The organism is Bacillus sp. PAMC28748, from assembly GCF_014250415.1.
Classification (GTDB): domain Bacteria; phylum Bacillota; class Bacilli; order Bacillales; family Bacillaceae; genus Bacillus; species Bacillus licheniformis.
The window spans coordinates 1,540,354-1,555,646 of record NZ_CP060192.1 but is presented as its reverse complement, the minus strand read 5'-3'; the positions used below and the strand labels follow the sequence as shown (position 1 = coordinate 1,555,646).

General features: G+C 46.2%; 13 protein-coding genes. 5 read left to right on the top strand and 8 right to left on the bottom strand.

The annotated features are described in order from the left end of the window. Positions 1-20 precede the first annotated feature (20 nt). Positions 21-1,916, bottom strand: a complete 1,896-nt coding sequence (locus tag H7F26_RS07980; protein WP_095240201.1) for a DUF2207 domain-containing protein — start codon at positions 1,914-1,916, stop codon at positions 21-23. A 102-nt stretch (positions 1,917-2,018) separates the two neighbouring features. Beyond that, a complete protein-coding gene (locus H7F26_RS07975; RefSeq protein ID WP_003178714.1) occupies positions 2,019-2,606 on the bottom strand; it encodes a TetR/AcrR family transcriptional regulator in 588 nt (195 codons plus the stop codon). A 149-nt stretch (positions 2,607-2,755) separates the two neighbouring features. On the opposite strand from H7F26_RS07975, the gene H7F26_RS07970 reads away from it, so the two are divergent. Beyond that, positions 2,756-3,643: an ABC transporter ATP-binding protein gene (locus H7F26_RS07970; RefSeq protein ID WP_080627076.1), complete on the top strand. Its 888-nt coding sequence runs from the start codon at positions 2,756-2,758 to the stop codon at positions 3,641-3,643. Beyond that, the gene (locus tag H7F26_RS07965) at positions 3,640-4,452 is read left to right on the top strand and encodes an ABC transporter permease subunit (RefSeq protein WP_185855248.1); all 813 of its coding nucleotides are present in this window, start codon (positions 3,640-3,642) and stop codon (positions 4,450-4,452) included. Before H7F26_RS07970 ends, H7F26_RS07965 begins: the two co-directional genes overlap by 4 nt. A 51-nt stretch (positions 4,453-4,503) precedes the next feature. Here the strand turns inward: H7F26_RS07965 and H7F26_RS07960 are convergent, their stop codons facing one another. Then, positions 4,504-5,862, bottom strand: coding sequence for a C40 family peptidase (locus H7F26_RS07960; RefSeq protein WP_003178705.1), 1,359 nt, complete (start codon positions 5,860-5,862; stop codon positions 4,504-4,506). Between the two features lie 308 nt (positions 5,863-6,170). On the opposite strand from H7F26_RS07960, the gene H7F26_RS07955 reads away from it, so the two are divergent. After that, on the top strand, positions 6,171-7,163 hold the full coding sequence (locus H7F26_RS07955; RefSeq protein ID WP_003178703.1) for an LLM class flavin-dependent oxidoreductase: 993 nt from the start codon (positions 6,171-6,173) through the stop codon (positions 7,161-7,163). Positions 7,164-7,209: 46 nt separating this feature from the next. Here the strand turns inward: H7F26_RS07955 and H7F26_RS07950 are convergent, their stop codons facing one another. Then, a complete protein-coding gene (locus tag H7F26_RS07950; RefSeq protein ID WP_003178702.1) occupies positions 7,210-7,638 on the bottom strand; it encodes a cell wall hydrolase in 429 nt (142 codons plus the stop codon). Positions 7,639-7,693: 55 nt separating this feature from the next. Between H7F26_RS07950 and H7F26_RS07945 the strand changes: the two genes are divergently transcribed. Next, entirely contained in the window at positions 7,694-8,647 is a 954-nt protein-coding gene (locus H7F26_RS07945) for a sulfurtransferase (RefSeq protein WP_009330257.1), read from the top strand. Between the two features lie 53 nt (positions 8,648-8,700). On the opposite strand, the gene H7F26_RS07940 is transcribed toward H7F26_RS07945, so the two are convergent. The 3 genes from H7F26_RS07940 to H7F26_RS07930 form a co-directional block, all read right to left on the bottom strand. Further along, entirely contained in the window at positions 8,701-10,098 is a 1,398-nt protein-coding gene (locus H7F26_RS07940) for a YcdB/YcdC domain-containing protein (protein ID WP_003178696.1), read from the bottom strand. 99 nt (positions 10,099-10,197) lie between these two features. Continuing rightward, positions 10,198-11,016: a DUF1835 domain-containing protein gene (locus tag H7F26_RS07935; RefSeq protein ID WP_011197523.1), complete on the bottom strand. Its 819-nt coding sequence runs from the start codon at positions 11,014-11,016 to the stop codon at positions 10,198-10,200. A 166-nt stretch (positions 11,017-11,182) separates the two neighbouring features. Beyond that, the gene (locus tag H7F26_RS07930; RefSeq protein WP_003178692.1) at positions 11,183-11,956 is read right to left on the bottom strand and encodes a glucose 1-dehydrogenase; all 774 of its coding nucleotides are present in this window, start codon (positions 11,954-11,956) and stop codon (positions 11,183-11,185) included. 171 nt (positions 11,957-12,127) lie between these two features. Between H7F26_RS07930 and H7F26_RS07925 the strand changes: the two genes are divergently transcribed. Continuing rightward, positions 12,128-13,078, top strand: a complete 951-nt coding sequence (locus tag H7F26_RS07925) for a trypsin-like serine peptidase (protein ID WP_003178689.1) — start codon at positions 12,128-12,130, stop codon at positions 13,076-13,078. A gap of 58 nt (positions 13,079-13,136) precedes the next feature. On the opposite strand, the gene H7F26_RS07920 is transcribed toward H7F26_RS07925, so the two are convergent. Then, positions 13,137-15,218 carry a glycosyl hydrolase family 18 protein gene (locus H7F26_RS07920; protein WP_061577947.1) on the bottom strand — a complete coding sequence of 694 codons (2,082 nt, stop codon included), beginning with the start codon at positions 15,216-15,218 and terminating at the stop codon, positions 13,137-13,139. Positions 15,219-15,293 lie beyond the last annotated feature (75 nt).

The following is a 15,293-nucleotide window of genomic DNA, read 5'->3' as shown; positions in this document are numbered from 1 at the left end:
TTGCGACAGCCCCTTTCAACTTAAAAAGCTCCTGCCCCGTCGCCTCCGCCCGCTCCGGAACCGCCTGCATCATATGCACCGGCGTGCTGCTGCGAATCCGGCAGCTGCCAGCTGTAAAACGGATAATGCAAACAGCCGGCTGCAGCCATACCCAGTACAGGGGAAGCGTAATCAAGCCTGTTTGCTGATTGATTGAGCCACACGGCAGATTCATCCTCCACTTCAAGCACAATTGCAAAGATCATCGTTTTTTCGTTTTGTGACAGGCTTCTCCCTGAGAACAAATCTTCTTTTCTCAGATGGTTCCTCCAGGAAAGAATCGATCTTCGGCAGATGGAGGCATACCTGCTTTCTTTCACGGCCGGAATGAAGGCAATTAATAAAATAGACAGCCCGACGCATATGCCGTAATACAAAATGGTATGAACGCTGTCGGTAAAAACAGACGCCAAAAACAATCCGGCCAAAAACAGAATCGTATACAGCTTTGACTTCGCAAGAACAATGCCTGCCGACAGTGCAAAACCAAATATGACGCAAGCCGCCATGAATCCGGCCTGATGTACCACATCTGCATACAGAATAAAGAGCAGGAGCCCGGTATGGACTGAAAGCAGTGAAAGCGACAGCATTCTCAGCCAGCGGTTTTCTTGAAACAGTTCCCTGAATTCAGGCGCTTGTCTGACGCTTTCCGTCCATTTTTGAACCACGTTTTGAAGAATGATCCTCTTTCGTTCATATTTTCCCAGCTGCTCCTTGTGCTTGCATTCCTCCTCAGTCGGCCCGCTGAGGGAATCCAGCCTGAACATATAGGTATCGCTGACCGTCTGCTCAAAAAGTTTTTCGATTAAGAGCTGATCAGGCTTTGGCAAATCTGCCTTGCTTCCGGAGAATTCAAATTCATATGTGTCATCAGGCGCCTTAGGATCGTCGAGAAACCTCTCTTCAGCCTGCACCTTCTGCATAGTGACCAATCCCCGCTGATAAAGCGAAAGCAGGCCGGCCAGGAGATCGCGGTCTGTGAAACGGCCTTTTTTGTAAAGAAATGCGACAAGCACGGGATCAAAGGACTCGAGTTCTTCAAACGAAAGCATGGCGCGGCGTCTCTTCTTCAAAAACGAAAGCATGACAGCCATGATGACCATGAACCCCACAATCCCCGAAAAAATCAAAATCATCCTTTCAGCGCCGGCAATTCGTTCATCCCGCTCAGCGTAGCGTTTCGCCTCGTCTCTCTCCTCCTTCAGCAGCTCATCCTTTGTCTGGTAAGAAGGGTGCCGGACCGCCTCCTTCAAGGCGCTTTGCGGAAAATATATCCTCAGCTCGGAGCCCGTGCCTGCGCGATAGAGTCCTGTCTCATAGGTGACCGATGAATCGTTCACCTTCGTAATCTTTCCGTTTCCTTTTTCACGCAAAAACGCATGAATATCCCGTGCCTTTACCGAATCAGGCAGGCGCACTTCAATCTTTACGCGGCCGAAATCGGTATTTGCCTTTTGGTAAAATGAATGGATCAAAATCGACGTATCTTCAAACTTTTGTGCGGCATCTTCGATCACATAGCGAAACATCACATTTTTCGTTTCATCCTTTGATGCCGAATAAGCAAAATAAGTCCCGTCTTCCTTCTTTGTCTTTAACGGGATGGCTTGACCGCCTTTTCTCCGGTGGTCGGGAAGGAGATAGGCTTTAAAATTCTTCAGGCGGCTCGCGGTTTCTTCGCTGAACGATCTTGTCGCCCCTTCAAAAGAACCTTTAAAATCGTATCTGTAAACTTCCTCTACACTTAAATCGCCGTTTTCTTTTACTGTTGCGCGTATATCAGCCCGCTCGATCGAAAAGGATTTGCCTGCTTCAGAAAAACCAGTGACGAGAAAAAAGGCAATGAACATAAAAAAGAAAAAGGAGTGCTTCATCGTTTAGTAAATCCTTTCGTTTTTTGTATCTGCCTTATATACGGAAAAGCAAGGAAATTGTTTCAAGCGTTCACAGAAATGACAGAGATGTCAAATTTATCACTACGGTCTGCCGCACAAGCCATAGAAGAAAATGTGCAGCATTTCCTCTGTAAACTTCCTGTTTTTTTCAAAGGCTTTACCCAATGTTTTTGAATGTTCAATGATCATATTCATAAAGATGAGAAAGCTTTCCGCGGTGATTTTGGAAGAGATTTCGCCTGTCCGATGACCTTCTTCAATCATTTGGAGCATAAGGGGAATGATTTTTTCATCGTATTGCTGCTTCACATAATCCATAATTTCACTGTCTTCGATCATCACCTCTTTGATGACCGTTAAAGCGAATTTTTGATTATTGGCTGCCCTTTTTTGCAAAATCATCAATTCAATTTTTTCTTTAACAGAAATATCTTTGTTCATATATTCTTCAAACTCGCTGATGGACTGATCGATATAATCTTTAAAAACCTCTTTCAGGAGCGCTTCTTTGCTTCCAAAGTAATTATAAATCGTCACCTGCGAAACGTTTGCCTCTTTTGCGATATCGGTTATCCGGATGCGCTTTGGCTCCCATGTTTTGAGCATATCCAAAGCCGTCTTTTTGATCTTCTCCTTAATCAGCAAAGCCCTTTTTTCAAATCCGTTCATATAACCATCCTTACTTATCTTTCTTAATGAAATTATAACATAAATATATTTCATTAATTTTCATTGACAAAAAAGTTCATAAGAACTTAAAATAATTTATGTAATTTATAATTATTAAAATTTCATTATTTTCATTACGGAGGTTCCACATGCTTACTGTTGAACGGCTCACGAAGAAGTTTTCCAATGGCAAAGGTATCTTTGATGTTTCTTTTCATGTTCAAAAAGGGGAAGTTTTTGGGTTTTTAGGGCCGAACGGAGCCGGAAAATCGACGACCATCCGACATATCATGGGGTTTATGAAGCCTGATCAAGGCGACATTAAAGTAAACGGAATGGATGTTTTGAAGCAGCAGGGCGATATTCAGCGGCATATCGGCTATCTCCCCGGAGAGATTGCATTTATCGAAGGAATGACGGGAAAACAATTTCTCGATTTCATGGCAGACATGCACGGCTTAAAAGATACAGCCAAGCGCAATGAACTTATTGAACGGCTCCAGTTCGATGTTCATACTCCGATCAGAAAAATGTCAAAAGGAATGAAGCAAAAGGTCGGGATTGTCGCCGCCTTTATGCACAGCCCCGAAGTGATTATTCTTGATGAACCGACATCAGGCCTCGATCCGCTGATGCAAAAAGTATTTATTGAAATCGTCCTCGAAGAAAAAGCGAAAGGAACGACGTTTTTAATGTCTTCCCACAGCTTTCCGGAAATCGAAAGAACCTGTGACAGAGCAGCCATTATAAAAGACGGCATCATCATTGCCGTCAAGGATATTCATGAACTGCAGTCGATGCAGCGAAAAGTATTTGAAGTCACATTTGAAAACACGGGCGACATTCCCGCCTTCATGAATTCAGGTCTGCAAATTGAGTCCCGGACGGACAACCGCGTCAAAGTGGCCGTTTTAGGGAACCATGATCAATTTATTAAAGAAACCGCCAAATATCACATTCGGCACATTGATGCTTCATCACAAAGCTTGGAAGAAATTTTTATGAACTACTATAACAGAAAGGGGACAGCGCAATGAACCTCTCCCTGTATAAACAAATGCTGAGAACAAACATGAAAGGAATCATGAGCTACGGAGTAGGCTCCGCATTTTATATCCTTTTGATACTGGGCATTTATCCAAGCATCGCGGGCAATGCGGAGGATATTGAGAAAATGATCAAATCGATGCCGGAAGGCTTTCTCAATGCTTTTGGGTTTGAAAACGGACTTGGGAATCTTGAAGATTTTATATCTGGAGAATATTACGGATTAATCTTTATCGTGATCTTATCGATCTTCTCTGTCATGCTGTCGACAAAGCTTTTGGCAAAGCTGGTGGATCAAGGGTCAATGGCCTATATTCTGTCTGCGCCGACAACGCGCGGAAAAGTGGCTTTCACCCAAGCAGCCGTCTTAACGACAGGTCTTTTGATCATTATGGCCGTGACGACAGCGGTCGGACTGGCCGGCTACCATTTGATGCTGGGCGGTGATTACGATTTTAATGTGTCAAGGTTCCTCGTTCTGAACCTGCTTGGCTTTCTGCTCTTCTTTGCAGTCGGCGGCATTTCGTTCCTCTTTTCGGCCATTTCAAATGATGAAAAAAGAGCCCTCGGACTTTCCGGAGGCATCACGTTCTTATTCTTCAGCTTCGACTTGCTAGGCAAATTAAGCGAAAAAACAGAATGGCTGAGGAGCCTGTCGGTTTTCTCTTTATTCAGACCGGGCGATATTGTGAACGGAAGCACCGACATCGCTCAAGTGTCTCTTGTTCTCGCCGCAGTCGGTTTTGCCGCCTTCGCACTCAGCATTCTCATTTTTAAAAAGCGCGACTTGCCGCTGTAAAATAAAAACGCCGCTCCCGATCGGGAACGGCGTTTGTCTCAGTATAATATTTTATTCAACGACCCGTCTTACAACTCCGTTGAAAGCTTTCTTCCAGTACGGGTTGCTCATAGAATCGACGGATACCCCGCGTGAGCTGTTATCGTTCAGGAATGTGCCATTGCCAAGATAAATGCCCACGTGGCCGTTCGTTTTGTATGTGTCAAAGAAGACCAAGTCTCCGCGCTTCATTTCAGACGCGCTGACAGCTCGTCCCTTGCCGACAAGCGTGCTTGTTGTCGCACCGAATCCAAGCTCTACGCCTGCTGATGCATAAGCCCAGCGTACGAATGATGAGCAGTCGAAGCGGCGGTTGTCGATATCAGCTTGTGAACGTCCGCCTCCCCATTTGTACGGAGATCTGCCGACAATGCTTGAACCTGTGCTGATGGCAGCTTCAATCGCGTTTCCATTGCTGCTTACAACAGAACCGGAAGAGTAGTTTCTTGACGGGCTGCTGCTTTTCTTGCTGCTTGAAGAACCGCTGTTGGACGATCCGTCAGATTTGCTGACTGAACCTGAATTTGAGCTTGATGAAGATCCTGAATCAGACTTTTCAGCCGTCGCAGATTCTTCTTTCGCTTTTGCTGCTGCAGCCGCCGCAGCTCTTTCTTCTTTAAGCTTTTGTTCAAGAGCGGCTTCTTCTTTTGTCAGAGAGCCCGCTTCTTTTTTCAGATCGCTCAGCTCTGATTCTGCTGCCGCTTGCTTCGTTTGCAGCTGCTTAGAAAGGTTTGCCTGTTCTTTCAGCTGTTTATCAAGATCCGATTTAAGCGTTTTTAAATCGGCTAGTGTTTTTTGGATTTCGTCCAGTTTTGTATTTAAATCAGACATTGCTTTTTCAAGCTTGTTTTTATCTTTCTCCTGCTCGTCAAGCAGGTCTTTGTCCGCATCAACAATTGTTGAAACAGCAGTTGCACGAGTGATAAAATCTCCGAAGCTTTGTGCGCCCAGAAGGACATTCAAATAGTTTTGGGATCCGCCGTTTTCCTGCAGGCTGCGCACGCGATTTTTAATCACTTTTGAACGCTCTTCAATCCGTTTTTCGGTTTCTTTGATTTCTTTTTTCAGAGCTTCCACTTCTTTTTTCGTTTTTTTGTTTTCTTTTTCTTTGTCTTCGATTTTGTTGCTTGTTTCAAGTGCTTTTTTATCAAGCTCTTGGATTTTACCTTCAAGCTTTTTCTGCTCGTCTTGCAGCTTGGCGATTTCTTTCCGCTTGCTCTCGATGCCTGAATTCACTTCAGAACGCTTTTGCTGAATTTCTTGTTTTTGCTGAGATGTTTCTGCCGATGCCGTGTTGTTCATAAAGGGGGTAAATAGACTAGCTGTTCCGAGAATCGACGCTAAACCAAAAGTATAAACCTTTTTCTTCACTTTCTACTCCTCTTTCCTTTATGTATTCTTGTTTTTTCATTATGTAAATTCGATTGAACATTATTAAAAAATGAATCTTATGACCTATGATTTATATATCCGTTTCTAATGTACAGACGTTATTATACCATCTATTTTCGACAATAGGCGCCAATTTATATTACATTTATATTTCGTTTTTGTTTCAACGGTGTCATGTTTTGACTAATCATGTTTTGTCTCTCGTATTCTCTTCGATTTGACCCTATCTGCTGTTTTTCATATGCTTGTCTTACTGAACAAGAAAACGAAAGGAAGGCCGGTGACAATTGATGCAGCTCAGCATTCTTGACCAGGTTCCTATATCAAAAGGCTCGGATGCGCATTCAGCTCTAAAGCATTCTGCAGAGCTGGCGGAACTTGCGGATCAATGGGGGTACAAAAGGTATTGGTTTGCCGAGCATCACAGCACACGGGGGCTTGCCAGCACCGCTCCAGAAATCATGATCGCACACATTGCGGCAAAGACGGCGAATATTCGCGTCGGTTCGGGCGGCGTTCTGCTGCCCCAATACAGTCCCTTTAAAGTGGCTGAAAACTTTCGGCAGCTTGAAGCCCTTTATCCCGGGAGAATTGACCTGGGGATCGGCCGCTCTCCGGGAGGCACAACTAAAACGAGGCTGGCGCTGACAGACGGGGTTCATAAAAGCCTGCACGAATTCCCGAGACAGTTACAAGACTTGGTTAGCTTTCTGACTGATTCCGTGCCTTCCGGACATGATTACTTCGGAATTAAAGCCTCCCCTTTGACGGATTCGCCCCCGGAGGTGTGGCTTTTAGGCCTGGGAGAAAACAGCGCAAAATTGGCCGGTAGCATGGGAGCGGGATACGTATTCGGCCATTTCATCTCTCCCGCGAGAGGAAAGAACGCCTTTCAATCATACCGTGAAAGCTTTCGGCCTTCCCCTTTCTTTAAACGCCCCCAATCATTGGCCGCCGTTTTCGTCGTTTGTGCGGAGTCCGATGAAAAAGCCGAGGAGCTCTGCTTGAGCCAAGATTTATGGCTTCTCCGGGTTGAAAAAGGGCTGGACAGCCTTGTCCCAAGCATTGAAGAGGCGAAATCGGCCGCTTACACAGCTGCCGATAAAAAGAAGCTTGCCCAAAACCGCAGCCGTATGGTGATCGGGTCTCCTCAAACAGTCAAAAGAAAACTGCTCGAGCTTTCTGAACGATATCAAACAGATGAGTTTATGATTTTAACTAACGTCTACCGGTTTGAAGATAAGAAGCAGTCTTACGAAAGACTGGCAGAATTATTTTGAACGAAAAACATCCCTTTTCAAAAACCGTTGAAAAGGGATGTTTTTGTTAGAACGTATTATAGACATTCTCACACTCTTCCGCTGTCGGCTCGTAAAAACAATGCGATTTAAAGCGGCCGACATGCGGCTGATTGTACCACTGTGCGGGACACGCCCCCGCCGGTCTGAAATACCACAAACTGAACTTTGCCGGCCAAAGCCGCTCCCCGTTGACCGCCCTGCGTGCCAAACGCCTTTCGCTTTCCCGCGCCCTTTGATAGAAATAACCGTGCGTCACGGCTTCAAAGGCATGCGGCTGATGGATCATTTGCGGAATGGTGCGAAGTCCCACAAAGTCGGAACAGTTTGCCCTGATGCGATTGATTCCGACATTTCCGACCATAAGCATACCTTGCACGCCCTCGCCTTCAGCCTCCGCTCTCAAAAGTCTTGCCAAAAGACTGATATCTTTAGAAGAAGCCTGAACGACTGCCATTTTTAGTCACCCCCATGATGTCGTCACCTTTATCATATTCTGTTTCATTTAGGTGATGACGATTTCGGGATTTATCTTTGACATTGCCCATGAAAGAAAGCTATTCTTCTATTATCAGAACCCGAGAAAAAACAAAGGGGAACGGAGGGATCGTGAATTGTCAGTATTAAAAAGCCCTGAATGGGTATACAAACGATTAATGGAAAAAACGGACCAAACAGTTATTGTCGACGTGAGGTTTCATTTGACAAAACCGGACGAAGGCCGAAAAGCGTATACGAAAGGCCATGTGCCCGGAGCCGTTTTCATTGATTTAAAAGAAGATCTGTCGCGCAACCCGGAAGAGCACGGCGGCAGACACCCGCTTCAAGACCCTGACCTTCTGGCCGCGAAGCTTGGAAAAATCGGCATTGACCGGCAAACAGATGTCGTTGTTTATGATGACAGCGGCGGCATGTTTGCAGCGCGCTTTTGGTGGCAGCTTCACTATCTCGGGCATGACAGCGTCTATATCATGGATGGGGGACTGTCCAACTGGATCAAAGCGGGCTACGAGGTGAACGCCGAGGATCCTCGTCCTAGCGAGCGCGAATTTAAGCCGGCGCTCAGAGAAAACGAACTGCTCGATGCCAAAGAAGTACTGAAGCGAATCGGCAGAGAAGGCTCCATTCTGATCGATGCGCGCGATCCTTCAAGATACACCGGGGAAACCGAGCCTCTCGATCATCGGGCCGGCCATATTCCCGGCGCTAAAAACTTTTTTTGGAAAGGCAATCTAACCGAAGGCGGATTATGGAAAAGCAAAGAACAGCTCAGACAGCATTACGCTGCTTTGGACCCGGGCAGTGAAATCGTCGTCTATTGCGGATCGGGCGTATCAGCCTGCCCGAATGTACTCGGCTTAAAAGAAGCCGGATTTGAAAATGTGAAGCTGTATGCCGGCAGCTGGAGCGATTGGATCAGCTACCCAGACCATCCGATCTCCACTGGAGCCGAGGACGATATTTGATCTTACAAGAGGCGGCGGCCGGGGGCTTTTCCACCCCAGCCAGCCGCCGTTTATTATATGTTTTTGCTCATAAACGCCTTTCCGTCATGGGCATCGATAAAGTAAGGGTATACCGGCCGGTAGACAAGCCTGTAGAAGTCATCCTTTTCCCGACTGTAGTCCCTTTCCCACTGCAGCTTCACATCAAATGCCGCTGCAAAAACGGCTTTCGCTTCCTCCTCTGAAATGGATGGCGAAGGACTCAGATCGATCAGCGTTTCCGGCTCGATTTCCGGGCCGTGATAACCGACGACCCTGCCGGTTGTCCGATTGATGCTGATATTGGCAGAGCCAAGCCTTAACGGCACCCCTTTGTATTGAAGATCAAATTGAAAAAATGCGTTTGACCTGTCCCCGTCATTTTCCGCCGGATGCATTCGAAAAAGCCGATCAGCGTCGGGATAAAGCCTGTACAAAAATTGCAGCGCCCGTTTCAAGCAGTCTTCCCCGCTCAAGACAGGGGGTCCTTCCGATTTGATAAAAGAAGCGATTCCTTTGAGCTTCCCCGAGTTTTTGTCTTTCACGATTTTCAACGTATTTTGGTTCCATGTTTCAAAGTAGCCGGCTATACTCCGATCTCTCGGCTCAGGGTCGTCTCCCAGGCGCCACACTGTTCCAATTGACTCTCCCAAATCGGTTTCGCGGATTTTTCGCATCGAAGGGGTAAAGCCGATCATGTCATCGATATCAGCATGACGGTCAGCCTCAGGCAGCACAGGGAGCGGCAATGTGTCTTCTTCTTCCTCGTCATCAGCCGCAGGCTTCATCTGGCGTTTTTCCGTGATATCGGCGGGATAGCTGAAAAACGGCAAGTCTGCTTCGTAAATAAGATGCGGGAGATCATCTCCCCCTTCATAAAGTTCACTGCGGATTTTTTCAACCGCCAATTCGAATTGAACATGTTCAAGATAATCGGCTGTTACCGATTGCTTATCAGCTATCTGCTTTGGAATGGAGAAAGAGCTCGTCCCGCCGTTATAGCGAAACTCAATCACCTCTCCGTTCTTGGCGACCCGGACATAAAAGCCCGTCTGCGGCAGCGGAAGATCAAGGACAGTCTGAACATACGTAAAACGAACGAATTGTTCTGTTACCTTCTTTTCATGGAAAACAAATTCATAAGGCGCATTCGGGTAATGCTGTTCTGTAAACTGAAGGGCGATTTGCAGCAGCCTTTCATCAGGAAGAGCTTCCTCCACCACCGGTTCATACTCTTTTGTCAAACTGATTAAGCGGCCTTGATGATCTAACTCCACCGATATGTCCCGCTCCGGCTCTTCAATGTCCTGCCAAGCGAAAAAAACCCGCCTCTCTTTTTCGTACTTCTCTCCGTAATCTTCGATCATGAGCTGATAATGTGGGGGAACCTTACTGATGGATTGCGCTTTTTGTTTTAACTGTTCACGAACCAAATCCTGTCTACCTCTCTTTCATTTTCTTCTCCTTATGTATACGAAATATACTATCAATCGTTTCATGAAAATTGAGATAATTGGATTTAACTGGTGAACTTACATGACATTTTTTAACCTGACATTAAAATATCTCATTCCTTTTGTTGTGCCTTTCATCTCAAAAATACCTTTGCGGATCAGCTCTAAAATGCGGTACTCGATAAATTCATCTCCGATGTTCTCCTCCAGATGGCCAATGACTTCGCCGATCAAGCTGAGACAGTTGATAAAGGTGTTGGCTGAACGGTTTTTTTGAAGCTGAGCCAGTTTTTCGATTATGAACGAATCAAAAAAATCCTCCTTCACGCTTTTGATTCTACCGTCTTCCCATACCCGCAACACGCTTGTCTGCTGAGACAGCGCTGTCCATTCCTCTGCAAGGCGCCGTCCTTCAGCGGCTGTCACAGCCGCCTGATCCCCTTGTTCATAAATGAATCTCAGGTTTTCATCATTCAATTCACCAGAACTCCGGGTATGGGGGAAGAACTTCGTCGTATTCAAATGGAAAACAGCCAGGTTCATTTGTCGGAGGATATGGTGTACAAACCTCAGTCCAGTCTGTTCGTGTGCATGATCTCCTGTCCATATAAAGACAGAGGCTTGCTCAGGAATGCCGGACAATGCAGAAACCGCCACTTCAAAACGGCTGTATCTCTTTCCAGACTCGTGAAATCGGTCATTCAGATATGTTTTCAACCATTCATAACGATTGACCCTGCCTTCTTTGGCTTCCAGCTTTTGAAGCGGTCCGATGGAAAATAATTCAGGCAGAACGATCAGACTCTTTTCATGGGTTCCTCCCGACTGTTTGAGCATCATGTTTATACTGCCGCCGGCAGACTCGCCGAAGGCAATGTGAACGATATTGTTTTGCATCATAATCTCCTTTTATTGAAAGTTGTAATAGCAACCTGATCAGCGCGATGCACGGTATATATTAAACTCGTTTCTTTTACTATAAAATAAAAGGTAACACAATTAAAAAAGCCCCCATTCCGCCATTCAATAAAGGGCAGAACGGGAGCTGAAAAAACGGCCTTTGCTATTCCAGCTGTGATGGATACAGCGTCATGCCGCCGTCAACGAATAAAGTCGCGCCCGTTACATAGGCGGCTTCTTGCGACACAAGCCATGCCGCTGCGGAAGCCACTTGTTCAGGCTCGCCAAATTCGTTCATGGGTATCTTTTTCAGCTGTTCCGACTTGCGGCTTCCCTCCAAGTCTTCATTGCTTTCGGTCGCAATCGTTCCCGGCGCAATCGCATTGACGCGGATTCCTTTGTCCGCATAGTCTAGGGCAAGCGTTTCTGTTAACAGCTTCATTCCGCCTTTTGAAGCGGAGTAGTGAACATTTTTCGGTCTCGGAATTTGCTGATGAACGCTGGATATATTGAGTATGCTTCCTTTCATGCGGCGGTCCGCCATATATTTTAAGGCTTCGCGTGCGCAGAGAAACGCACCGGTTAAATTAACGTCGATCACTTTCTGCCACTCATCAAGCTCAAGTTCGTGCGGAAAGGCGCCCGCGCCGTTAAATCCTGAATTATTGACCATAACATCAAGTGAACCAAAGTGTTCAACTGCTGAATTAATCAGCTTTTTCACGTCCTCTTCGGAAGACACGTCAGCTTCTATCGCAAGGGCGTTTCCGCCCGCTGCTTGAATATTGTCGACGGCTTCCCGTGCGCCTCCGGGATCGCTGTGATAATTGACAACCACATTCATCTTTTCTTTTCCAAACCGTTCTGCAACCGCCTTGCCTATACCTTTTGAAGAGCCGGTCACAATTGCTGTTTTTCCTTTTAAATCACTATACAACCTAAACACCCCTCAATTTCTTTTCTCCATGTACATTACCCGGTATCAATATGATCAAACAAAATGTTAATACACACCTTTAGTATGATCTTTTTTAAACATATGGAAAATTCAGAATTATTTTGTTAATATCTAACTTGTACTTACAACAAAATAAGGAAGTGATATGATTTGGTTAGTAAAAAGAGTGTTAAACGAGGTTTGATCACAGGTCTCATTGGTATTTCTATTTATTCTTTAGGTATGCACCCGGCCCAAGCCGCGCCATCGCCTCATACTCCTGTTTCAAGCGATCCTTCATACAAAGCGGAAACATCGGTTACTTATGACCCAAACATTAAGAGCGATCAATACGGCTTGTATTCAAAAGCGTTTACAGGCACCGGCAAAGTGAATGAAACAAAGGAAAAAGCGGAAAAAAAGTCACCCGCCAAAGCTCCTTACAGCATTAAATCGGTGATTGGTTCTGATGATCGGACAAGGGTCACCAACACAACCGCATATCCGTACAGAGCGATCGTTCATATTTCAAGCAGCATCGGTTCATGCACCGGATGGATGATCGGTCCGAAAACCGTCGCAACAGCCGGACACTGCATCTATGACACATCAAGCGGTTCATTTGCCGGTACAGCCACTGTTTCGCCGGGACGGAACGGGACAAGCTATCCTTACGGCTCAGTTAAATCGACGCGCTACTTTATTCCGTCAGGATGGAGAAGCGGAAACACCAATTACGATTACGGCGCAATCGAACTAAGCGAACCGATCGGCAATACTGTCGGATACTTCGGATACTCGTACACTACTTCATCACTTGTTGGGACAACTGTTACCATCAGCGGCTACCCAGGCGATAAAACAGCAGGCACACAATGGCAGCATTCAGGACCGATTGCCATCTCCGAAACGTATAAATTGCAGTACGCAATGGACACGTACGGAGGACAAAGCGGTTCACCGGTATTCGAACAAAGCAGCTCCAGAACGAACTGCAGCGGTCCGTGCTCGCTTGCCGTACACACAAATGGAGTATACGGCGGCTCCTCGTACAACAGAGGCACCCGGATTACAAAAGAGGTGTTCGACAATTTGACCAACTGGAAAAACAGCGCACAATAATACACGAAGACAGCCCGCTTCCTTTTGGAACGGGCTGTCACATCTAACGGCCGTATACTTAATTTCCTTTAAGCCTGTACTTTTTGCCATCTATTGATATCGTGAAATTTGAAGGACCGCTGATCGGCAAATAATAGACAAGCTGAAACTCCGCTTCCTCACCAGGTTTAATGGTTTTCCAGATTGATAGAGTCACTCTGATGCGGTGGAAATCTCCTGTCAGTCCGCCAATGTTCGGTCCCGTATGCCCTTTAGAAATCACTTCAACATGATCGCCGCTCCAGCTTCTAAACCGAGGGGAAGTGGATGTCGGCGCATCAAATTCGATAAAAGAACCTCCCGTAATCGTGACATCGCTGTTGTTGATCAGCTTCATCACCGGGTGGATCGGGTAATTTTGATCTCCTAACGGAAAGTTCGTCAACTCTACTTCTGCATCTAGTGATTCATCAGGCAAAGGTGATGTGCTGAGTCGATTATCGTATGGTGTTGTATCCGAGAATTTATGATACATCGTTCTCGTTAAGGTATTGCCGATACCGTATTCTCCTTTACTGCCGTTTCGTTCGGGATACCAGTCATAATCACCGCTCAAATCCCAAAACATGACACCCCCGATTCCTTTATCAATGACATAATCCGCCTTCGTTTTGATCGATTCCTCATCCTCTGTCGATAGAAATACTTTCTTTTCTGGATTCCAAAGCCAAGGCGCTGCCAGCCCTGCGTCATAATGCCTTTTATAAACGCCTGTCAAATCAGCCTTGCTCAATCCATACCTTTCCAGATAAGAACCAGCAATGCCCTTTTCAAGGTTTTTGGCGTGCCACATCGGGTTTGCCCCTGCTCCAATTTCATTCCCCTGCTCATCTTTATCGTGCCAAATATTATCGATTCCGGTTGCTCCGTCACCGCATTGCCTGAGTCCCTGAGGGCAATCTGCGCTTTTGGCTCTTCCCCACAGCCCATTTGCTCCGCCGGTCACATTTTTCCAGCCTCTCGTATAATAAGGCACACCGATATTGATTCGTCCCGATTCTACTGCCCCTCTAAAATAATGGTAAGCCCAGTCCGTATTTAAATATCCGATCCCTTCGTATTCCGGCGTAGTATAAATGTTGGACTGCTTGAGTTCGGCATCTTCGCCGTTATCGAATAAAGAAGCGTTCGGTCCGACAAACTCATTCCAGGCTCCATGAAGATCGTAGGACATGATATTGACATAATCGACATATCGAAGCGGCTTAAACGTTTCCATCCCCCTCAGTAAATATGCCGAGGATGGTGCTGCAATGGTCAGCATGTAGTACTTTCCATCTTCAGCGGACGCTTGATCAAGCTTTTCTCTTAATGTTTTCATCAATGCCTCGAAGCTTTTATTTAATCCCTTGCGCCGCGGATTGGCGATGTTCCAATCTGCCGGATTCCCTGCATCCTGCATCGATGTAGGGTACTCATAGTCAATATCGATTCCATCGATCTCATATTTTCTGAGAAACGCAACGACCGATTCCGCAAAGGTGTGAATACCCTTGTGGTTTACAGATCCATCTCCATTCGTTGTCATCGAGTAAAAGCCGCCGCTTGGAATTCGCTTTCCGTCCTTGTCGACATAGCCGCCGGTTTCGGCCCAACCGCCGACAGCGGCCAAAACCTTCACATCCGGGTATCTATCTTTATATTGATGGATAAGGTTAAAATGCCCCTTATACGGCAAGGTTTGATCCATTTTTACATCGGGATGCTCCGGCCAAGTCATCCCGATGGACGGGTTGTTCTCATCTGCCTCTTCTCCGACTGAAATCCGATGATCTTCCCCGATGTGGGCAAACGCATAATTAATGTGGCTCAAGTACTTCCAGGGGATATCGCTTACTAAATAACGATCTTGATTTCCTTTTCCCGTACGCCAGCTCGTAAAGTAACCGATGATTCTCCGGTCTAACTGATTGGCCAGCTTTTCACGGCCGTCCTTGTCGTATACATCGCAATACGGCACATGTTCAACGCCCGAGTCCCATAGCCCTTCCGGACGGCAGTCCGGTCTTTCGCTTGAAGTCTCTGCGGAAATCTGCCGGTTCGGGATAAAAAGCGCGAGGAGCAGCATACAAGATAAAAAAGATGAAGCGGCTTTCTTCATGTTTACTCAGACTCCTTTGTCCATAAAGAGAGACGTGAGAAGCTGTTCCCCAAATCTCTCTTTATCGTTTTCTAT

Bases quoted from the DNA above. Each gene is read 5' to 3' on its own strand.
- H7F26_RS07950 (WP_003178702.1), bottom strand. From the start codon at position 7,638: ATGGCAGTCGTTCAGGCTTCTTCTAAAGATATCAGTCTTTTGGCAAGA.
- H7F26_RS07980 (WP_095240201.1), bottom strand. From the start codon at position 1,916: ATGAAGCACTCCTTTTTCTTTTTTATGTTCATTGCCTTTTTTCTCGTC.
- H7F26_RS07920 (WP_061577947.1), bottom strand. From the start codon at position 15,218: ATGAAGAAAGCCGCTTCATCTTTTTTATCTTGTATGCTGCTCCTCGCG.
- H7F26_RS07970 (WP_080627076.1), top strand. From the start codon at position 2,756: ATGCTTACTGTTGAACGGCTCACGAAGAAGTTTTCCAATGGCAAAGGT.
- H7F26_RS07945 (WP_009330257.1), top strand. From the start codon at position 7,694: ATGACGATTTCGGGATTTATCTTTGACATTGCCCATGAAAGAAAGCTA.
- H7F26_RS07965 (WP_185855248.1), top strand. From the start codon at position 3,640: ATGAACCTCTCCCTGTATAAACAAATGCTGAGAACAAACATGAAAGGA.
- H7F26_RS07975 (WP_003178714.1), bottom strand. From the start codon at position 2,606: ATGAACGGATTTGAAAAAAGGGCTTTGCTGATTAAGGAGAAGATCAAA.
- H7F26_RS07935 (WP_011197523.1), bottom strand. From the start codon at position 11,016: ATGCAAAACAATATCGTTCACATTGCCTTCGGCGAGTCTGCCGGCGGC.